Source organism: Alicyclobacillus vulcanalis (assembly GCF_900156755.1).
Taxonomy (GTDB): Bacteria; Bacillota; Bacilli; order Alicyclobacillales; family Alicyclobacillaceae; genus Alicyclobacillus; species Alicyclobacillus vulcanalis.
Genome location: NZ_FTOO01000003.1, coordinates 243411 through 264480, shown reverse-complemented (window position 1 = coordinate 264480; position 21070 = coordinate 243411). Strand labels below are relative to the sequence as shown.

17 protein-coding genes are annotated in these 21070 nt (G+C 60.0%); 13 read left to right on the top strand and 4 right to left on the bottom strand.

The genetic code is table 11. The features are described from left to right. Nucleotides 1-36 precede the first annotated feature (36 nt). From BW934_RS05440 to rlmH, 3 genes are all read left to right on the top strand, one after another. Nucleotides 37-843 (top strand): MBL fold metallo-hydrolase, encoded by an 807-nt coding sequence (locus BW934_RS05440; protein ID WP_076345872.1) that lies wholly within the window; start codon nucleotides 37-39, stop codon nucleotides 841-843. Nucleotides 844-916: 73 nt separating this feature from the next. Continuing rightward, nucleotides 917-2110 (top strand): S1C family serine protease, encoded by a 1194-nt coding sequence (locus BW934_RS05435; RefSeq protein ID WP_234969611.1) that lies wholly within the window; start codon nucleotides 917-919, stop codon nucleotides 2108-2110. Between the two features lie 49 nt (nucleotides 2111-2159). Next, the gene (rlmH, locus tag BW934_RS05430; protein ID WP_076345868.1) at nucleotides 2160-2639 is read left to right on the top strand and encodes a 23S rRNA (pseudouridine(1915)-N(3))-methyltransferase RlmH; all 480 of its coding nucleotides are present in this window, start codon (nucleotides 2160-2162) and stop codon (nucleotides 2637-2639) included. A gap of 26 nt (nucleotides 2640-2665) precedes the next feature. Here the strand turns inward: rlmH and BW934_RS05425 are convergent, their stop codons facing one another. Further along, complete coding sequence (locus BW934_RS05425; RefSeq protein ID WP_076345866.1) at nucleotides 2666-3574, bottom strand: LysR family transcriptional regulator; 909 nt, start codon at nucleotides 3572-3574, stop codon at nucleotides 2666-2668. 114 nt (nucleotides 3575-3688) lie between these two features. On the opposite strand from BW934_RS05425, the gene BW934_RS05420 reads away from it, so the two are divergent. Continuing rightward, a complete protein-coding gene (locus tag BW934_RS05420) occupies nucleotides 3689-4798 on the top strand; it encodes a TDT family transporter (RefSeq protein ID WP_076345864.1) in 1110 nt (369 codons plus the stop codon). Nucleotides 4799-5023: 225 nt separating this feature from the next. Further along, nucleotides 5024-7105 (top strand): putative bifunctional diguanylate cyclase/phosphodiesterase, encoded by a 2082-nt coding sequence (locus BW934_RS05415; RefSeq protein ID WP_076345862.1) that lies wholly within the window; start codon nucleotides 5024-5026, stop codon nucleotides 7103-7105. 16 nt (nucleotides 7106-7121) lie between these two features. Here the strand turns inward: BW934_RS05415 and BW934_RS05410 are convergent, their stop codons facing one another. Together BW934_RS05410 and BW934_RS05405 are read right to left on the bottom strand one after the other, a co-directional pair. Further along, complete coding sequence (locus tag BW934_RS05410) at nucleotides 7122-7883, bottom strand: SDR family oxidoreductase (RefSeq protein ID WP_076345860.1); 762 nt, start codon at nucleotides 7881-7883, stop codon at nucleotides 7122-7124. Between the two features lie 33 nt (nucleotides 7884-7916). Next, nucleotides 7917-8591, bottom strand: a complete 675-nt coding sequence (locus BW934_RS05405; protein WP_234969591.1) for a J domain-containing protein — start codon at nucleotides 8589-8591, stop codon at nucleotides 7917-7919. Between the two features lie 214 nt (nucleotides 8592-8805). On the opposite strand from BW934_RS05405, the gene BW934_RS05400 reads away from it, so the two are divergent. The 3 genes from BW934_RS05400 (at nucleotide 8806) to BW934_RS05390 (ending at nucleotide 12347) form a co-directional block, all read left to right on the top strand. Then, complete coding sequence (locus BW934_RS05400) at nucleotides 8806-9492, top strand: HlyD family secretion protein (RefSeq protein ID WP_234969589.1); 687 nt, start codon at nucleotides 8806-8808, stop codon at nucleotides 9490-9492. A gap of 12 nt (nucleotides 9493-9504) precedes the next feature. Beyond that, nucleotides 9505-11436 carry a DHA2 family efflux MFS transporter permease subunit gene (locus BW934_RS05395; RefSeq protein ID WP_076345858.1) on the top strand — a complete coding sequence of 644 codons (1932 nt, stop codon included), beginning with the start codon at nucleotides 9505-9507 and terminating at the stop codon, nucleotides 11434-11436. A gap of 302 nt (nucleotides 11437-11738) precedes the next feature. After that, nucleotides 11739-12347 carry a nitroreductase family protein gene (locus BW934_RS05390; RefSeq protein WP_076346000.1) on the top strand — a complete coding sequence of 203 codons (609 nt, stop codon included), beginning with the start codon at nucleotides 11739-11741 and terminating at the stop codon, nucleotides 12345-12347. A gap of 75 nt (nucleotides 12348-12422) precedes the next feature. Here BW934_RS05390 and BW934_RS05385 read toward each other — a convergent pair whose 3' ends face one another. Next, entirely contained in the window at nucleotides 12423-14396 is a 1974-nt protein-coding gene (locus BW934_RS05385; protein WP_076345856.1) for a glycoside hydrolase family 127 protein, read from the bottom strand. Between the two features lie 242 nt (nucleotides 14397-14638). On the opposite strand from BW934_RS05385, the gene BW934_RS05380 reads away from it, so the two are divergent. From BW934_RS05380 to BW934_RS05360, 5 genes are all read left to right on the top strand, one after another. Further along, nucleotides 14639-15949, top strand: a complete 1311-nt coding sequence (locus BW934_RS05380; protein ID WP_084182500.1) for an ABC transporter substrate-binding protein — start codon at nucleotides 14639-14641, stop codon at nucleotides 15947-15949. A gap of 74 nt (nucleotides 15950-16023) precedes the next feature. After that, on the top strand, nucleotides 16024-16962 hold the full coding sequence (locus BW934_RS05375; protein ID WP_084182499.1) for a carbohydrate ABC transporter permease: 939 nt from the start codon (nucleotides 16024-16026) through the stop codon (nucleotides 16960-16962). Nucleotides 16963-16997: 35 nt separating this feature from the next. Continuing rightward, the gene (locus tag BW934_RS15385) at nucleotides 16998-17825 is read left to right on the top strand and encodes a carbohydrate ABC transporter permease (protein ID WP_076345852.1); all 828 of its coding nucleotides are present in this window, start codon (nucleotides 16998-17000) and stop codon (nucleotides 17823-17825) included. Between the two features lie 397 nt (nucleotides 17826-18222). Beyond that, nucleotides 18223-19347, top strand: coding sequence for a GntR family transcriptional regulator (locus BW934_RS05365; RefSeq protein ID WP_076345850.1), 1125 nt, complete (start codon nucleotides 18223-18225; stop codon nucleotides 19345-19347). 146 nt (nucleotides 19348-19493) lie between these two features. After that, nucleotides 19494-20987 (top strand): sugar porter family MFS transporter, encoded by a 1494-nt coding sequence (locus BW934_RS05360; RefSeq protein ID WP_076345848.1) that lies wholly within the window; start codon nucleotides 19494-19496, stop codon nucleotides 20985-20987. The last annotated feature ends 83 nt before the right edge of the window (nucleotides 20988-21070 follow it).

Sequence of the window (21070 nt, the reverse complement as noted above, 5' to 3'; positions counted from 1 at the left end):
AAACGCCGCGGCGGAGGTGGATAGGGAGGTGGGCGCGTGCAATTCTGCGTCCTGGCGAGCGGCAGCAACGGAAACTGCCTTTACCTGGAGTCCGGTGACACGCGCATCCTGCTCGACGCCGGCCTGAGCGGCCGACAGCTCGAGACGCGGCTGCGTGCGCAGTGTGAGCGGGAACTGCGCGAGATCACGGCCGTGCTCGTCACCCATGAGCATGACGATCACGTCAAGGGCCTGGTTCAAGTGGCGAAAAAGAGCGAAGCCCCGCTGTTCATGACGGAGGGTACATACGCAGGCTTGCCTGCCAAGGCGCGTATCGAGGAGCGCGATCGCGTCGTACATATTCGCCCAGGGGAATCGTTTGTGATCGGCAACGTGCGCGTCACGCCGTTTTCCGTGTCCCACGATGCCGAGGAGCCGGTGGCGTTTCGCTTTGACACGGACGACGGCAGCCTGGCCGTGGTGACGGACCTTGGCTACGTGAGCGACCACCAGCGCGCGCTCCTCCAGGGATGTGATGTGTATGTGTTTGAGACGAATCACGACACGGAGATGTTGCGGGCGGGCCCGTATCCGTGGCACCTCAAGCGGCGCATCCTCGGCGACAAGGGACATCTGTCGAACGTGGACGCAGCTTACGCCCTGATTGATATCCTTGGGGAGTCGCCGGCGCACGTGTATCTCGCCCACCTGAGTGGCGAGAACAACCTACCGGAGCTCGCAGAACTCACGGTGGAACAGATTGTCTTCGACGCGAGGCCGGAGCTGGCGGACCGCGTGCAACTGCATCGCACCAGCCGCCAAGGCCCTTGTGCAGCAATGGAAATTTCCCGGGCAACCGTATGATTCCAGGCTCTCCCGCTCACACTACCCTCAGCATATCGCGTCGATGCGTGCGGGGGGATGAGCTGTGAGGGGAATGGGGCAGAAACGGCCGAGGCGCGCGTGGGTGGCGGGGCTCTTGGCGCTCGCGTCGGGCGGGCTGGGGCTCGCCGCGGGGCTGACCGCGCCGCGATCGGTGCCAACCCTGTCGGCGCAAGCGCCGAGTCATCATGAGGTGAAGGCTGTGAACGCGGCGGCCGACCCTGGGGGCGTCGTGAGCGTCTCCACAGGCGTCACCCAGGCGGTCAAGCGGGTCGAGCCGGATGTGGTCGGCGTCGAGAATTATCAACTTGTATCGAACTTCTTCTCCCAGACGTCGAAGCTTCAGGCCACGGGGATCGGCACGGGCGTGATGTTCTACAAGGACGATCGCCACGCCTACATTGTGACGAACAACCACGTGGTCGAGGGTGCCGCGAAGGTGGATATCGTGGTGGACCCGGGCAAGCACCACGATGCGGACGTGGTGGGCACGGATCCCTACACGGACCTGGCGGTGCTGCGCGTGCCGGCGTCCGTGTTTCGCGGGATTGAACCGGTCACGTTTGCCGATTCGAGTCGGATCGAGCCGGGCGAGCCGGCCATCGCCATCGGGACGCCGCTCGGCCTCGATTTCGCCGACACGGTCACGAGCGGCATTGTGAGCGCCAAGAGCCGCCTCATGCCCGTCCAGGATGAGGCGACGGGGCAGACGCTCGACTATCAGACGGTGATCCAGACCGACGCGGCCATCAACCCCGGCAACAGCGGCGGTCCGCTGCTCAACATCCGGGGCGAGGTCATCGGAATCAACAGCTGTAAGATTGTCGCGCAGAACTTCGAAGGCATGGGATTTGCCATCCCTTCGAACGAGGTGAAGGTCGTCGCCAAGCAGTTGATGGACACGGGGCATGCCGTGCACCCGGCGCTCGGCGTGGAAGGTTACTCGCTCGCGTCACTGCCGCAGCAGATGTGGCCTGACGTGCCGGTGGATTACGGCGTGTGGGTGAAGCGGGTTTCTTCGCCAGAGGCGCGCGCGGCGGGTCTCCGTCCAGGCGACGTGATCGTGGCGTTGAACGGCCAGACGGTGAAAACCATGGCCGAGTTGCGCACGGCGCTCTTCCAGATTCACCCTGGCGACGTGGCGGCGGTGCGCGTCTATCGCGGCGACAAACTCCTTGCGCTTCAGGTGAAGATTGGCCAGATGGGGACGAGGCTGACCACCGAACCGGCGTTGGACGTCACGCGCTGATGGGGCGCGGTCCGCGCCCTGGCTTTCGTCCCCGGGGGAGGGGACGAACGTGCAGGTCGCTGTGGTGGCCGTGGGGAAAATCCGCGAAAAGTTTTGGCTGCAGGCGCTTCGCGAATACGAGAAGCGCCTTTCTGCGTATGTCGACCTCGAAATGGTGGAAGTGCAGGACGAGCCCGATCGCGACGACATGTCGGCGGGGGAGGTGGAGGCGCTTTTGTCGCGCGAGGCGGATCGCATAGAGCGGCACTTGCGCCCGCGGGATGGCGTGATTGCGCTCGACATCGCCGGCGACATGCTGTCGTCCGAGGCGTGGAGCGAGCGGTACGATCGGCTGTGCGCAGCCGGGTACGGGCGGCTGGTGTTTGTCGTCGGCGGATCGCGCGGTTTGCATCCGCGGATCAAGCGGCGCGCCGTGTTGCGCTGGAGCTTTGGCCCGCTCACGCTGCCGCACGCGTTGGCCCGCGTGGTCCTCTTGGAGCAGCTGTACCGCGGGATCCGCATCCTGCGCGGCGAGCCGTACCACAAGTGACCCGGGCGCTTTCGGTCACCCCACCTTCACCCGGAGGTCATGCTTGGGTTCTCGGGCGATCCGTGTTCCAACAGAAACGCGTGGAGCAGCCGCGACGCCCGGGTCTCGAACTCCGACTTCGGCGTGACGATGGAAAACGTGCGCTTCACCGGTGCACAGGGGATGGCGAGGGCTTGCAGCATGCCCCACGCGAGCTCTCTTGCCACGACCCAGCGGGACAGACACGCGAGGCCAAGGCCTGCAGCCACCGACTCCTTGATGACCTGGCTGCTCGTGTATTCGACGAGATCGCGCGGCTGAATGCCAAGCTGTGCAAACAGCCGATCCGTCATCTCGCGCGTACCGGATCCGGGCTCGCGGATGAACCAGGGCGCGCGTTCCAGCAGACGGCGATCCGGCGCCTCGGCGCACCAGGGCGATCCTGGGCTCGCCACCACCAACATCTCATCCTCGGCGAACGGCGTCAGGGTCACGTCGTCCTCGACGACATCGCGGCCCTCGACGATGCCGATGTCGAGATCGCGCACAGCCACGGCGTGGGCGATGGTCTGCGTGTTGGCGATGGATACGACGGGCTGCACGGCGGGGTAAGTCTTGCGAAAGCGCGCGATGACGTGAGGAAGCACGTATTCGCCGTAGGTGAGGCTTGCGCCCACGTTCACCTGTCCGGCAGGCACGTCCTGCATGTCCGCGATGAGCCGCTCCATGCGGCGGTAGAGCGAGAGGATCTCGCGGGCGTGCTCGTAGACAATTTTTCCGGCGGGATTGACCTGCATGCGCCGCCTTCCGCGATCGATCAGGCGGACGCCGAGCCGCTGCTCGAGGGTCTGCACGTGCTGGCTGATGGCCGGCTGGCTGATGTGCAGCTTTTCCGCCGCGCGCGTGAAGCTGTTTTCTTCGACGACGGTGACAAACACTCGCAACTGTAAATCCACGCGATCCCACCCCAACAGGATAAGTTCTGCTTATAGTGTACATTAAAAAGATGTATTTCCCCTAATGAACGTCACCTCATACCATGGAAGTTGACATGAGTGGGAGGTGACGGAATGCACATCATCCGGCAGTTTGGCGTCAACTGGTTCACGACGGTGATGGGTATCGGCATTGTCGCGGCGCTCACGTACACATCGCCGATTCATCTGCCGCTGCAACATGCCGTCGGCGAGGTCTTGTTCATCTGCGTCAATGTCGTGTTCGTGATTTCCCTGTTGATGTGGCTGTTGCGCTGGTTGCTGACGCCCGACGCCGCAATCGAGGACTTTCGCCATCCCGGCCGGGCCTTGTTCTACGGCGCGCTGGCCATGGGCATGAACGTGGTGGGCAACGACTACTTCCTCATCGGCACGCACATGATGCAAAAGCACACGGCTATCGTGATCAGTTTCGCCATCTGGCTCGCGGGCGTTGCCGCGTCGCTTTTCTCCGTGATTGTGGTGCCTTATTTGCTCTTCACGGAGCATAAGGTGGAGCGAGATGAGACGGTGGCGTCGTGGCTCATTCCGCTCGTCCCGCCCATCGTGGCGGCGGCCACCGGCACCAACCTGATCCCCTACGCCGGAGGGCCTGGGGCGCAGTTCACCATGACAGCAGGTATCCTGGCGCTCTTCGGCATGACGTTCTTCCTGTACCTGATGGCCAGCGCGCTCGTCTATTCGCGCCTGGTCTTTCACCGCAGGCTGAACGGACAGGAAGCGCCGACGCTGTGGATTGAAATTGGGCCCATCGGCATGACCATGGGCACGTTCTCGGGCATCGCGCTCAACGCGCCGCACGTCTTCGGCACCGCCGCCGGCCCCTTGCGCGATCTCGGCGGGGTCGTGGCCATCGCCATGTGGGGTGTCGGCGTCTGGTGGATCCTGATGTCGGCGTTGTACACGTTCCTGCACCTGTCGCCGAAAGGCGAGGGGCTTCCCTTTCACCTCGGCTGGTGGAGCTACGTCTTCCCCATGGGCGCCTTCACGAACGGCACCTACGCGCTGCACAAGCTTGTCGGGCACCCGTTCTTCGCCGTGGCGGGTCTGGTGCAACTCGGCATTCTGTGGCTATGTTTCGTGATCGTGATGGCGCGCACCATTCACGGCGTGGCCGCGGGCCATCTGATTCAGTGGCGCCCACATCACGAGACCAGGTCACCACTGAAGGCGCGGCGCGCGTGACAACGGCGCGCGTCGTTGCAACGCATCCCGGATCCAACAGACACTAGTCAAGTTGGCAGGATAAGCAGTATAATCGTTAGAGAACTCTTAGGAATCCGCGTTGACCGACGGCACACCTCGTGCCGCCGGATCGGCGGGATTTTGCGTGTTTCCTGCTGCATCTGCCCCAAGAGGCCGACGCCATGGTCCGGCGGGGACTGCATTCGAATGGGATGGGGAGTCCTGGTGCATTCACGTGCTCCGCAGTCGGGTGACGAAAACGGTCTGCATACGCGTTCGTCTGAAGATTGGCTTGTCCGCGAAGCGCCTCTCGCGGTGTTCGGCGTCGACGCGGACAACCGCGTCAACCTGTGGTCTGCGCCCGCAGCGCGCATGCTGGGTTGGGACGAGGACGAGATCGTCGGGCAACGCGCGCCCTTCTGGTGGAAAGAAGGCGACTTTGAGCGATATCAGGGCGAAATTCAGCGGAACGGATGCGTCAATGGCCGCCTGGTGCGTTGGCGCACGAAAGATGGCGGGGCCTTGCGCTCGGAGACGTGGGCTTGGTCCGCGGGCGCGGGCGGCCTCGTGTTCGTGGTGACGGATCAGGTCGGCGAGACGGAGATGTACGCAGAGGTGGAGCAGTCGCGAAGCGTCATTGAGCGCATCGCCGAGGCTGCGGAGATCTGCCTATTCGTGTACGACGCCGTATCGAAGCGGCTGGTCTACGCCTCCAAGGCGTGCCAGGCGATGAGCGGCTACGCGTGCGACGAGCTGGTGAACCATCCAGACCTGTGGCGCTCTTTGCTTCCGGGAGAAGTTCTGAATACCGCGGAGCCTGCGCAAATTCCGAACAACAGCCGCAGCGAGTACCGCATTCGCCACCGCGACGGCTCCGAGCGGTGGGTGGCCGTTCATCTGTACCCGCGCCACGATGCCGAGGGTCGCCCCCGATATCTCGAAGGGCTTGCGATGGATATCACGGATCGCAAGCATCATCAGGTCGAGTTGCAGCGCCTCGCCTTCACGGACGCCCTGACCCAGTTACCCAACCGACAACAGTTTGAACAAGACCTGCGCGAGGCCGTGATGCGGGCGGAGCGGCGCGGGGAAAAGCTCGCCGTCTTCCTGTTCGACTTCGACGGGTTTAAGTACGTCAACGATACGTTTGGCCATCAGTTCGGCGACGCGACGCTGAAGGCCATCGCCGAGCGCCTGCGCGAGACGCTTCGCGGGCGCGCGAAGGTCTACCGCATGGGTGGCGACGAGTTCACCGTGATCCAGGCCGGGATCGGCGGAGAGGCGGACGTCCGCGACACGGCGGGGCGCTGCCTGGAGGCCTTTCACGAGCCGCTGCGAGTCATGGGCGAGTCGGTGCCGATGGGCATCAGCATCGGCGCGGCCATCTACCCGGACCACAGCCGCGACGTCGACGCGCTCCTCCGCTACGCGGACATCGCCATGTACGCAGCCAAGGAGCAGGGCGGGCACCGCCTTTGCCTCTACAGCGAGAGCGGGGACAGCGCCATTCAGAATCGGCTGCTTTTGCACAACGCGCTTCCGAAGGCATTCGATCGCGGCGAGTTTTCGCTCGATTACCAGCCCATCTTCGATGTCCGCCGCGGCCGTTTTGTGGGTGCCGAGGCGCTCCTCCGCTGGAACTCGCCCGAATTCGGCTTCGTGCCTCCCGCGGTGTTTGTTCCATTCGCAGAACAGTGGGGGCTCATGCAGCGCATCGGCACTTGGGTGCTGGAGACCGCTTGCCGGACCGCCGCAGAGTGGCAGCGGCAGAACCTTCCCTTGCGAGTGTCGGTCAACGTCTCGTTCTCGCAACTCGCCGATCCGCACTTCGTCGAAGGCGTGGCGCAAGCCCTGCGGCAGGCCGAGCTTTCGCCCCGTCACCTGCAGCTCGAGGTGCACGCGAGCCTGCTCGCGCAGTACGCAGAGCTCATCGGCGATCTCGCCGTCCAGCTCGACCGCGTCGGCGTCTCGATCGCCATCGACGATTTCGGGCATGGCGAGGCCGTGCTTGCCGCGCTCTCGGCCGGATCGTACGATGCCATCAAGCTGCATCCTTCGCTTCTCACCATGGCGCCCGAGGGCGAGCGCCACGAGCGCCTGATGGCCGGCGTCGTCCGCCTCGCGCACGATCTCGGCATGCGCACGATTGCAGAAGGGGTGGAGCGGCGCGAGCAGGAGCTGCTGCTCGCGCGCACGGGTTGCGACGAGATGCAAGGGTTTTGGAAGGCACGCCCCGCGTCGGCACAAGACCTGGCCGCATGGTGCAGACAGGCGGCCCCCCGAGATGGCGATGACGCGCGGCCATGAGAAGTCTTGCGGAGCCTCAGAAGTGCGAATTGCGCGCCTGAAATCCCGACCACATCCGCTTGGCGGCCTCGCGCAGCTCCTCAGGAACGAGGGAAAGCCGGCGCTCCGCATCGGCGTAGCCAATTTCCACAGCGCCAGCCAGAAGCTTCGCCATCACGCCGTCGGCGAAGTCGTCGACCGGAACGCCAAACGTGTGTAGCCCCGGCCCGCCGAGATCCGTGTTGACCGCGGGTGGTACAATTTCGATGACCTCCACGCGGCTGCCTTCGAGCTGGAGCCGAAGCGACTCCGTGAACGAGCGGAGGGCGGCCTTCGTCGCGCTGTAGATCGGGGCCCAGGCCGCCGGTGCGAGGGCCAGTCCCGAGGTCACGTTGATCACGGCCGCCCGAGGTTGCTCCAGCAGGTGCGGAAGGGCCGCCAGGGTCAGGTGCACGGGCGCGTCGAAGTTGATGGCAATCTCTCGCTCGTAGTGCTCCCACGGCTCATTCGCGCGCCGCACGTTCACATGCTGCTGAATCCCGGCGTTGTTCACGAGCACGTTCCATTCGGGATACGTCTCGTTCATGTACGCCAAGAGCTCCATCCGCTCCTCCGGGCGCATCACGTCACAGCGCACGGTGATGAGGTCGGGATGTGCGGCTCTGGCCTCGTCGAGTTTGTCCTGGCGGCGTCCGCAGATGACCACGCGGTTGCCGCGCGCGAGCAGCCGAACGGCGAGCGCGAGCCCGATTCCGTTCGATCCGCCCGTCACCAGCACGGTATTCCCGTTCCACTCCATGCGTCTTCACTCCTAGCGAAGTCCATTGCGTTGTCACGATTCCACGTCGAGCGTCATTTTGGTCAACAGGTACAGGAGTTGCATGCCCCCCACCAGGCCCAGGCTCAAGAGTATCACGAGCGCCAGCTTGGAGCCAAAGAGGCCGGTCAAGATGGCTCCGCCGATGGTGCAGACCGTGAAGAGGCCCACGCCGAGCACGGTGTAAAGGGTCACGGGCCTCGGCTTGCGCGATTCCGCTTGGCGCTTGCCGCTCATGGAGTTCCAGCCTGCGCGCAGGAGAAAGCGGCCCTGCGCGAACGCGGACCAGCCCGGCTTCGCCTGCGAAGACGCCGGTTCCTCGGTGGCCGACGCCGTCTCCTGCGTGCCGCCAGGGTACGCACCTTCAAAATCGAGCAACAGGTCATAGCGCTTGCGCGCTTCCGGGTGGGAGAGGGTGTGGTAGGCGTCCTGAACGCGCCGGAAATGGCGCTCGGCCGCAGCGCGATCCCGCCCCTCGTGCACGTCGGGGTGCCAGAATTTCGCCGCACGCCGGTAGGCCGCCTTGATCTGAGGCAGCGTCGCGTTTTTCGGTACGCCGAGAATCTCGTAGTGGGTGAGGGCCAGAGGGGCTTTACACCTGCCGCAACGGCAGAAGAAGCCGTGTTCCAGGCGAATGCGATTGACCGCCCTGCAGGACGCGCATTGCTTCATGACGATCCATTCGCTCACGTGGAGCCCACGCCTTTCGCCAGAAGATTGGCATGCTATCCCCATTGTATCACGCTTTGTACACAGAACTGAAACAATTTCCACTCCGAGCGCTTGACTCATACACCTAAATAGGTTAAATATACATAGTGGTTAAAAGGTCTAATGTCTAAAATGATCGCGGTGCTTGAAGATGCGCCGAGATCGGAAAAAGACAGAGGAGGAGATGTACAGCATGAGCGCGAATGCCAATCCCACGCCGAACAATTCCGGCACCACGTTTCGCAGGATGATCCTCGTCAACCTGATCATCCTCATCGTCCTGATTGCCGCGGCCATCACGGGCTACTACTTCTACAACCAGTCGACGTTGTATCTGAAGACGGACGACGCACAGGTTGCAGGCAACCAGATTGTCGTGTCCGCGCCGGCGAGCGGCAAGCTCATCAATTGGGAGGGCACCAACGGCAGCTCGTTCAGCGCGGGTGACCAAATTGGTGAGATTCAGACCCAAGTGGGCAACAAGACCGTCGACGTCCCGGTTGACATGCCGGCCAACGGGACCATCGCGCAGAACGAGGTCATGAACAACGAGTTTGTTGCCGCGGGCACGCCTCTTGCCTACGCGTACGACATGAACCACCTGTACATCGTGGCCAACATCAAGGAGACGCAGCTGCAGAACGTCAAGGTCGGGGATCAGGTGGATGTTTGGGTGGCCGGGAAGGCCGGGTCCATCAGCGGTACCGTGACGCAAATTGGAGACGCCACGGCGAGCACGTTCTCTCTGCTTCCGAGTCAGAGCACCACGGCGGACTACACGCCGGTCACGCAGGTTGTTCCGGTGGAAATCTCGATTGGCACAACGGCGGGCAGTGGGCTGGTTCCTGGCATGAGTGCGACGGTTCGCATCCACAAGTAAGGGGTGAGGCGTATGTCGAACGAGTCGCTGCAACCGGCCGCGGGTCAAGCGGTCGTGCCGGCCTCGCCCAACGCGCCGAGTCACGCGCCAAGCGGTGAGGCGGCGCACGGACATCCGCACCGGACGCCCATCATGATTGTGATGATCTTCGGCGCGTTCATCGCGATTTTGAACCAGACGTTGCTCAACGTGGCGCTGCCGCATCTGATGTCGGCGTTCAACGTCGATGCCAACACCGTGCAGTGGCTCTCGACGGCGTACATGTTGACCAACGGCGTGCTGATCCCCATCACCGCCTTTTTGATGGGGACCTTCACCACGAGGCAGCTGTTCATCTCGGCCATGTCGCTGTTTCTCGCAGGGTCCTTTCTCTGCGCCATTGCGCCGAACTTCGGCGTCATGGTGTTCGGGCGGATTGTCCAGGCGTCCGGCTCTGCGGTCATGATGCCGCTCTTGATGACGGTCATTCTCGAGCTGTTCCCGCCCCAGCAGCGCGGGCGCGCGATGGGCACGATGGCCATCGCGATGTTCTTCGCGCCGGCTGTCGGGCCTACGCTTTCCGGCTGGATTGTGACCAACTGGTCGTGGCGCTGGCTGTTTTGGATTGTCATTCCGCTCGCGTTCATCGACATCATTCTGGCGGTGGCGGTGCTGCGCAACGTCGCCAAGCCGGTCCGGCCGAAGCTCGACGTCCCCGGCTTCTTGCTCTCCATCGTGGGCTTTGTCAGCCTGCTGTATGGCCTGAGCGAAGCGGGCAGCAAGGGTTGGGGCAACGACGTGGTCGAGATCTCGCTTATCGTGGGCGGCGTGTTCCTGGTGTTCTTCATCTTGCGTGAGCTGACAGCCAAGGAGCCCATGCTGGACCTGCGCGTGTTCAAGTACGACGTGTTCACGATGACCACCATCGTCGGTTGCATCGTGAACATGGCGATGTTCGGCGCGATGATCCTGATGCCCATTTACCTTCAGGACATTCGCGGCTACACGGCGCTCCAGTCCGGCTTGATGATGCTGCCCGGGGCCATCCTGATGGGCATCATGTCGCCCATCTCCGGCGCCATCTTCGATAAAGTGGGCGCGCGCCCGCTCGCGGTGCTCGGTCTCGCCATCACGACGATCACGACCTGGGAGTTCACGAAACTGAACGCGCAGACCGGGTACGGGCACATCATGCTGCTGTACACGCTGCGGATGTTCGGCATGTCGATGCTCGCCATGACCGTGCAGACCGCGGGACTCAATCAGCTTCCGCGGCACCTGTACCGGCATGGCACGTCGGCCGCCAACACGGCGCGCACCGTGGCTTCGTCCGTCGGCACCGCGGTGCTCGTCACCATCATGACGGATCGCACCAAGGTGCACTACGCGGACTTCCAAAACACGGTGACGGTCAACAACCACTACATCTACACGATGTATCAGACCATCGTCGAATACTTCATGATCCACCTGCACAACTCGCTGCAGGCGGCTGAGGAACTCGCGCGCTATGTGCTGTACGGACTTGCCGAACAGCAGAGCACCATCATGGGTATCAACGACGCGTTCTGGTGGGCGACCTGGGGCAGCTTTATCGCCTTTGTCCTCGCGTTTTTCATTCGCCGGCCGAAGTTGGCTCAGGCCACGGCGGCGGCGGGTGCTTCCGCATCCGCCAGTGCGGTGGCGCGCGGTCAGGCTGAGGCGGCGCCGAGTGTCGCTGCGGGCGCCCTGGAAGGCGGCGTGAACGAGTCGCCTGTTGAACACGCGCTCGAGCACGACATCCAGATCGCCGACAGTGTCGCCGAAGCGGAAGAGGTGGTCGATGCCGAGCCCGAAACGGCGGGCGGCCACGCCGGCGAGGCGCAGCCAGGCGATGAAGACCGTGCGGACGTGCCTGAGGACTTGGACGAGGAGGAGGCGGAATCGCCGACCGATCCAGAGGACGAGCCGCAGCCTGTGAAGTGACGGTCCGGCGGTCACTCCCCTCAGGGGCGCAGCGGTCGACCCCCTAAGGTGCGTACCGGTCGCCCCCTCACGGGCGCTGGCATCGCGGGAAATGAGCCACAGGGTCAGGGCCCTGTGGCCGTTTTGCGTCCTGGCGCTCGCTGCCGATCGCGGGGGACCGCGTCCATGCCACTGGGCCGTGTCATTGGGCCGGATCGCCGTGCGCCGCAAACACGCGTGGCGCCATGCGAACGCCGCGCAAAGCGGGTATACTGACGAGGGGTATGATCGAAAACATCATCGAGAGTGGAGGGGATTCAGACATGCCTGTAAGCACAGAGAAAGGATTGCTCACTGCGATCCGGGAGCGCCGTTCGATTCATCAAGTGGGGAAGAAGTCTCCTCTGTCGGACGCGGAGCTGGAACAGCTGTTGGCGGACATCGTGAAGCACATGCCCTCCGCCTACAACTCGCAGTCGACGCGGCTCGTGCTTTTGCTGGGTTCGGCGCACGAAAAACTTTGGTCGCTGGTGGAGGATGTGATGCGCGCTGTGGCGCCGCCGGAACAGCTCGACACCATCGCAGCGCGCCTCGCGGGGTTCCGCAGCGGCTATGGCACGGTGCTCTTCTTCGAGGACCAGGACGTGATCGAGTCGTTCCAGAAGAAGTTCCCTGCCAATCAGGACAAGTTCCCCGTGTGGGCGGAACATACCAACGCGATGCATCAGTACGCCGTTTGGGTGGCGCTTGAGGCGCAGGGCTACGGGGCGAGCCTCCAGCACTACAACGTGGCGGAGGATCGCATCAAGGCGGAGTGGAACCTCCCAGAGACGTGGCGGCTCATCGCGCAGATGCCGTTTGGCTCGCCGGAGAATGCGCCGCGCGAAAAGCAAGTGCAACCGGTGGAAGCGCGGTTCAAGGTCTTCAAGTGAAGCAAGGCCTAGCTGAAGGTCTTGAAGTGAAGCATGGCCCCCGCGGGCATCGGCGCTCGCAGGGGCCATCGTCGTTTACGGGCGGGACGAGCGCGACCGGAGCCAGACCCGCATCTCGCCTTGTCCTCGGTTGCCCCAGAGAAAGTACGGGATGGCGCGCAGTTTGACCCGCCGCTCGCTGAACGTCGCGGCGTCCAGAGGGCGGTACAAGGGCCCATCGCCAAACGCTTCTTCGTCTCGCCGCCACGCCTCGCACTCGAGTGCCACCGCATCGACGCCTGCGATCTCGCATGACACCTCGTGCAGCCGTGTGCCGGGATCGACCGATAGAGCGGCCAGGTTTGGCCCATTGTCCGCTTCTTCCACGGCATACACGAGCGGGCCCCGCTCTATGGCCACCATGCCGTTCACCGCGCGCAGCTGCGGATGGCCCACAATCCATCGCGCCTCCAGCGGGAACGCGAAGGTCAGCTCGTCCCCGTCTGCAAACGTCCGATCGATCACGGCGTACCCCTCTTCGACGCGCATCTCTTCGCCAAGTTCGCGCCCGTTCACCCGGACCTCCCATTTGCCCGCGCACCAGCCGGGGATGCGCACGGCCAGCGCGAAGCGGCGAGGCCCGTCCGGCATCGACACCTTGAGCGACGTCTCGCCTCGCCACGGCAGCGCCGACGCCTGCCGCAGCTGCACGCGCGCGCCGTCAAGCGACCACGCGGCCGTACTTCCCATGTGAAGATGCACGTACAACGTCCGGCGAGACTCGTCCCACGTGTAGATGTACTCCTGAAGGCTCATCAGAAGCCGCGCCACGTTCGGCGGGCAACACGCGCAACCGAACCACGCCTGGCGAGTTGGCCGGACATGCCGACGGTCCGGATTTTCCTCGTTCGCGCGTGGCCACACCTCAAGCGGATTCACATAGCAGTAGTGCTTTCCGTCCTGCGCCATACTGCCGATCACGGCGTTGTACAGCGCGCGCTCCATGACGTCGCCATACTCGGCCTTGGGCCCAAGGTCGATGAGGCGCTTGGCGAAAAAGATGAGCCCCACGGAAGCACACGTCTCCGCGTACGCGGTCTCGTTCGGCAGATCGTAGTCGAACGTGAAGGCCTCGCCCTGATGGGTCGAGCCAATCGCCCCGATCACGTACATCTGGCGCCGGGTGACGTCTTGCCAAAGCCGCTCGCACGCCGCTTGTAGGGCGCGATCGCCCGTCAGACGCGCGACATCGGCCATCGCGGTGTACATGTACATTGCCCGGACCGCATGTCCCACCGCGGTTTCCTGCTCTCGCACAGGCTTATGGGCCTGATAGTAGGCGAGGTCCGGCTCCTTCAACCAAGGCCACCAGAAGGATTTCCGACCGCGCCGCTCCCACTCGTCGAGAAAGAAATTCGGCTCCGTGCCGCGCGCGTCCAGGAAGTAACGAGCGAGATCGAGGTAGCGCCGTTCTCCCGTTGCGCCATAAAGCTTCACAAGTGCGAGCTCGATTTCCTGGTGACCGTCGTAGCCGTGAATCTGGCCCTCACGCGGCCCGAAGGTGTCCGCGATAAGGTCCGCGAAGCGGCACATGGCGTCGAGCAGCTTGCGCTTGCCCGTCGCCTCGTAATAGCTGACAGCGGCCTCGATCATATGCCCTGCGCCATAGAGCTCGTGGCAGTCCATCAGGTTGGTAAAACGCTTACCGGGCTCCTTGATGGTAAAGTACGTGTTCAAGTATCCGTCCGGTTGCTGAGCCGCCACGACGAGATCGATCACGTCGTCCGCCATGCGCTCCAGCGCCGGATCGCGCTTCGTCTTCAGCGCATACCCGACGGCCTCGAGCCACTTGGCCACGTCGCTGTCCTGGAACACCATCCCGGTGAATTCGCCCTGCTCGAGACCCGCTGCGATGCGAAAGTTGCGAATCGCGCCGCTCGGCTCCACCCCGGGGACGCGATCGTTCAGAATCTCGTACTGGTACGGCAGTACGACCTCGCGCACGAGTTGTTGGTAACGAGACCAGAAGGGGGCGTGAAGTTGTACGGATAATTGCTCGCTGTTTCCCATTGTTCTTCCTTCCTCCGTAAATGTCTGTTAGGAGTATCCTGTGTGTGCGAACCTGAGATGCAGCCTATGTTCTAAGGAAAGCGGTTGAGATATGTCTGTTGCCATCACCCCGTATGTTTCACGCACAAGCATACTACAACACAAACTCTGTTTGAAAGCGGTTGATCCGTACAAATGAGCTGATCTATATTACTGATACGGACAAGCAATGATGCTGTCCAAACTCGAAGGGGGTTCGAGAAATGAAGGCGATTTCAACGCGGGGTGGGCGAAAGAAAATCGCTTCTCTAGGAGGTGTGTCGCTTCTTACATTGGGTGCAATCGCGGGAGTCGCTGGTTGTGGCACCTCTACATCAAACACTGCACAGACGAATTCACAGGGAGCGGCTTCAACAGGAAAAATCACCATTAACTTCGCGGTGTGGGGGCCTGTGAGTCCGCAGTATAACTTCATTGCGGCGTTTGAAAAGAAGTATCCAAATATTCATGTTAACTTAACAGAAATTCCACAGACAGATTACGCTCAGAAACTCATTTCCGAGGTCGCCACCAATACCGCACCGGACGTTATGTTGGTATGGGAGAATATGATTCAGCCGTTCGCAAAAGAGGGTGCGATTGTAAATCTAAACAGCTACATCAAGGGAGACAAGTCTCTCGAGCCGAGCAATTTCTTGCCAGCCTTCCGCAGCTTGGCGGCACAGAACGGGGGCGTGTATGGACTGCCGTGGTGCTATGCAACGCACCTCCTGTTTTACAACGAAGATATGTTCAAGAAGGCCGGAGTGCCATTTCCGACAGCCAATTGGACATGGAAGGATTATGAGAATGCTGCCAAGAAGTTGACGATCGTTAAGGACGGTCGGGTTGTTCAGTGGGGTTCCGCAGGCATTGGCTTCCCGGGCGTGTGGTACTCCTTGATCGGGTCTGCGGGGGACAAGATTGTTTCAAACGGCAAGCTGTCAATCGGACAAGGTGCGATTGATGCTATGAATTGGCAAATCGATCTAACTAACAAACTCAAGGTTCAGCCGCAGCCTTCAGCCGCAAATAGCGCCGTGGATTTGTTTGAAGCCGGAAAAGCCGCCATGATTCTGAATGGAAGCTGGATGATTTCGACCTATGACACGATTAAGAATTTCAAGTGGAATATAGCGCCGTTGCCGTATGACAAAGTGCCTTACGACGACATCCATACAGCCTTCTTCACGATCAACAGCCATTCTCCATACAAACAGGCGGATTGGGACTTTATCAAGTTTTGCATGAGTCCGGAGGGGCAAGAGCTGATTGAGAAGGGCACGAACAATCCTTCAGCTGAACTAAGCCTGAGTAAATACGCATGGTATCAAAATGCAGGTCCGAATGGCCCAACGAACTGGTCCGCGTTCCAAGAGGCCGGAAAATACGCACGGCTAGGTTATGTGCTTCTTCCAACTGGGTTGACCAATTACATCGACAATCAATTGAACGCAGCGGTCCTGGGTCAAGAGAGCCCGTCACAAGTGGTCAAGCTTGCCGAACAGCAGGCTCAACAGGTCTCAAATCAATAATTAACTCAGCACGGCTCAGACGAGTGTTTAACGGGGCGCGTTTCTACGACGCGCCCCAAGGAAGAGGTGTATGTATGGGGAACCTGCAGCAAAACGTCACGGGAACCGGTGTTGCATGGCGAAGAAGAAAGCGCATTATGGAAACAGTGACCGCATATGGCTTCCTCTCGCCGTGGTTCATCGGATTCGTTTTCTTCTCGGGCCTTCCAATCATAGCGTCGTTCGTTCTAAGTTTCTTTAAGTGGGACATGGTGAATCCCCCGTCCTTTGTCGGGATACAGAATTATCGTTATATGTTCGGGCAATCCTCTGGGTTCTGGCACAGTCTGTGGGTAACACTGCTGTATACGGTGTTAAGTGTAATCGTGATGGTTGTGTGGTCACTGATCATGGCCCTTGTACTCAATCAGCGACTACGTCCGAAGCCTTTGTTTCAGTTTCTGTTCTTTATACCCTCGGTGTTGCCGAGCGTTGCTATGGCGTTTGTATTTCAACTCATTTTTAACCAGCAAATCGGCATCGTCAATTATCTGCTGTCCCTTGTGGGCATCTCACAGGGCCCAAATTGGCTTATGAATCAGAGACTTATCATACCCGTACTTGTCTTTATATCGATTTATTCTTACTCGACCGGACAAATGATGTTGATATTCGATGCCAGTTTGAAGGAGGTTCCTCGTGAGCTGTATGAAGCAGCCGATCTGGATGGAGCTGGGTTTCTGAAAAAATTCCTTCATGTCACTTTGCCGGGCATATCGCCAGTCCTGCTGTTCAATGTCGTTGTTGGGACCATTGGCTCGATCAACGGCTCCTTCTCTATCATTTATCCACTAACACAGGGTGGTCCAGGGGATGCCTCGAATGTCTTAAGTCTGGCTATATATACTAGTGCATTTCAGAATTTCCAGATGGGGTATGCGTCAGCTCTTTCTACAGTACTATTCATCATTGTTGCAGTAATCTCCTACTTCCAGTTCAGGCTTTCGCGGAACTGGGTGATGTATGAGGTATAAATGTTGCGCAGACCGTCGATGCAAGGAGTGAGCTTATGAGAACGCGAATCGCGGGCAATCTAACAAAGTACGTAGTGGCAATTCTCATTGCATTGATTATGTTCTTTCCTATTATATGGATCATATCAAATTCTCTCCAAACGGAATCAGGAATTAGTAGTTATCCTCCACAGATAATTCCTAAAAACCCTCAGTTTAGTAACTACGCTTACATCCTTCATAGTAGCAACTTGCTTGTGTACTTTCGGAACACATTGATCCTAATTATAGGAAATACTTTGGGCACTCTTATTTCGAGTTCTCTGGTAGCGTATCCGTTAGCTCGTATGGACTTTGCAGGGAAAAAGGTAATATTCGTCTTAGTCCTAGCAACGATGATGGTTCCAAGTACAGCTACTATCATTCCTCAGTTCATCTTCTTTAGCAAGATTGGATGGATTAACAGTTTTCTACCACTCATCGTACCAGCGTTTTTTGCGTATCCGTATAATGTGTTTCTTTTCAGACAATTCTACAGGACTATCCCGGCTTACATCTACGAAGCTGCCCAGCTCGATGGTTGCAATCATTGGACGTTCTTTTCCAGAATCATAGTCCCGTTGGCGAAACCCATATTCATTACAGTCGGCATTTTGTCATCTATTTTTTGGTGGAACGAGTTGTTTACGCCTCTTATCTATATCAACAATGATAATCTTAAACCGTTGAGTGTGGGCGCTCTGAGCCTCTTCACCACTCAATATACGACTGAGTACAACTTAGAGATGGCTTTTTCAGTCTTCATGATTATCCCCCCTATACTGCTTTACTTGTTCGGCCAAAGATATCTTGTCGAGGGCATAAAAACGTCTGGGGGCAAGTGATTTTAGCAAGTTGCTGCCCGACGCTTGCACCCTATTTTATTTCCTAAACCTGATTGCGGACTCGGAGAAGCGCCCTTAAACGACCAGTTGTATTTGCCAAATGCCAAGAACCATTACGCCGTGAGATCAAACGGCACCCGTCGGCCGTTCTATGAGAAAGAGAAGAGTGTTTGTACATCCGTAGCCGGCAGACACATTGCGGCATGCGTGTTCGGTATCATCAAAGCGGTGTACAGTGCGCCCAACTGCCCTCATGGTGTGCGTCGGGCCCATGACTAAAAATCCAACTTCAGAGTTGTTCTCAACGGCTTTAATTGTATTCGACCATAGCCGTACAATGTGTGTAAGGGATTTGTGCAGTACTAAGACATGACTTCGCGGAAACGGTGATGCTAGCATGGCTTCTCCGGCCAAGTATGTGATGGTGAAAGAACAAATCCGGGAATGGATCCGCACGGGCAAGGTCAAGCCCGGGCAGAAAATCTATTCCGAGAACGAACTCATCAAGATGTTCCGCGTCAGCCGGCACACCATCCGGCAGGCGGTGGGTGACTTGGTGCACGAAGGGCTCTTGTACCGCGAGCAGGGCGCCGGGACGTTCTGCGCCTTTCCGCAGGAGGAACGGTTGCCGGGCGAGCCGCAGGAAGCGCGCAAGTATATCGGCGTCATCACGACGTACATTTCGGACTACATCTTCCCGACCATCATCCGCGGGATTGAATCGTACGTGACGAACAAGGGATACTCGCTGATTTTGGCCTGCACATACAACAACCTGGCGAAAGAGGCGCAATGCCTGGAGTCCATTCTGCAGCGGCCGATTGCAGGGCTGATTGTGGAGCCGACGGAGTCGAGCACGTACAACCCGAACATCCGGTACTACTTGGAGCTGGAGCAGCGGAAGATCCCGTACGTGATGATCAACCAGTACTATCCGCAGCTGGACCCGCCGCATCTCATCATGGACGACAAGAAGGGCGGATGGCTGGCGACGCGGCACGTGTTGGAACTTTCGCACCGGAAGTTGATGGGGGTCTTTAAGACGGACGACCTGCAGGGCGTGTATCGAATGCAGGGGTTCATGGACGCGTGCCGGGAAGCGGGGGTGTCGGTGAAGCCGGAGTGGCTGATCACGTATCGGACAGAGGACCTGGATGAGGAAGTGGTGCGGCGGGTGCGGAGCGCCTTGGAGCGAGAGGACGACCGGCCGACGGCAATGGTGTGTTACAACGACCAGTTGGCCGTGCGAGTGCTGGACGTGCTGCGGGAACTGGGGCTGCGCGTGCCGGAGGACATCTCGCTCGTGGGGTATGACGACTCGTACCTGGCGGAGGCGACGGAAATCAAGCTGACGACGGTGGAACACCCGAAGACGCAGATGGGGCTGGATGCGGCGAAATGGGTGATGCGGGCCATTGAGCGCGGGAAGCGCGACGGGGAAGAGCCGGCCTCCATTGTGTACGAACCCAAGCTCATTGTGCGCAGTTCGACGGCGCCACTGGCCGTGGCCTCAGCGCCGTGAATTCAATGGGTCGCGCGCGAGGCCGGCCCCCGGCGCGGCCGGTTCCGGCGAACGCTTCTATGAAAGCGGATTGACAATCACAAGAAAACGCTTTATCCTACAACTTGTACGTACAAATAAATTAAAACAAACTCTTGTACGTATGTATGCCCGCAGCAGACGCGAAAGCGGGAACCACTTCAAGGTTGCAGGGAAAGGGAGGCAGAATCATGACAGGAGCGCAGGAGCACGGGTCTCGTGCATACGCTGTCACCATTTCACTTGCGGCCGCGCTGGGCGGTCTACTGTACGGATATGACACCGCCGTCATTTCCGGCGCCATCGGGTTCTTGAAAACGCTCTACGGTCTCTCTCCGTTTATGCAGGGTCTGGTCATTTCAAGCATTATGATCGGCGGCGTGATCGGCGTCGCGATCTCCGGCTTTCTCAGCGACCGGATTGGGCGGCGCAAGGTTCTCATGACCGCTGCCGTCCTGTTTGCCATTGCGGCGCTCGTGTCGGCCGTGTCCCACGACGTGACCACCCTCATCTTGGCGCGCATCGTCGGAGGCTTGGGCATTGGCATGGGTTCCGCGCTTTCCGTCACCTACATCTCGGAATGCGCACCGACGCAAATCCGCGGCGCGCTCTCGTCCTTGTACCAGTTGCTCACGATTATCGGCATTTTCCTGACCTATCTCACGAACTTCCTCATTCAGCGGTCCGGCAATTTGGCGTGGGACGTGCACACCGGTTGGCGCTGGATGTTGGGGCTTGGTGCGGTCCCGGCGGCCATTTTCTTCTTCGTCCTTTTGTTCGCGCCTGAAAGCCCGCGCTGGTTGACGAAGGCGGGACGATCCGACGAGGCCTTCTCCATCTTAGCGCGCATCAACGGGCATTCGGTTGCGCAACGTGAACTCGAATCCATCCGTCAGTCGCTCGAAAGTGAAAGCGCTGCAAGCGTGCGGGATCTGTTGAAGCCGGGCTGGCGCAAGGCGCTCGCTGTGGGAATCCTACTCGCGTTGTTCAATCAGATCATCGGCATGAATGCCGTGACCTACTATGGGCCAGAGATTTTCAGGATGGTCGGGTTCAGCTTGAACTCGGATTTTGAGATTCAGGCCTTTTTCGGCGCGATGTGGGTGGTGTTCACCGTTGTCGCCGTGGTGTTGATCGATCGCGTCGGACGGAAGCCGCTCATGATCGTCGGTTCTGCGTTGATGGCCATTTTTATGGCGCTCATGGGGTTGACCTTCTACCTGCACGTCCATAACGGCTTCTGGCTTGTGCTGTTCATCATGGGCTTCACGGCGGCCTTCAGCGTCTCGATGGGACCGATTCCGTGGATCATGATCCCGGAAATTTTCCCGAATCACCTGCGCGCTCGCGCGGCCGGGATCGCGACCATCTTCTTGTGGGGCGCCAACTGGGCGATCGGCCAGTTTACGCCGGTCTTGCTCAACAACGTTGGAGGCAGCTACACGTTCTGGATGTTCGCCGTCATCAACGTCTTGGGCGTCATCTTCGTCAGCGTGCTGGTGCCGGAGACGAAGAATCGTTCTCTGGAGGACATCGAGCGCATTTGGATGGGCGGTTCCGGGGAGACCGCGGCAGCTGCGGAGGCCCGATCGGCCACTCGACAGCACAAGTTTTTGCCTTGACTTGTCCGAATAACTCATTGTGCTCTATCGTCCTTGTAAGTACAATTGAGGTGATGTCTGCGGTTCCACCCTCTGAATGCGCG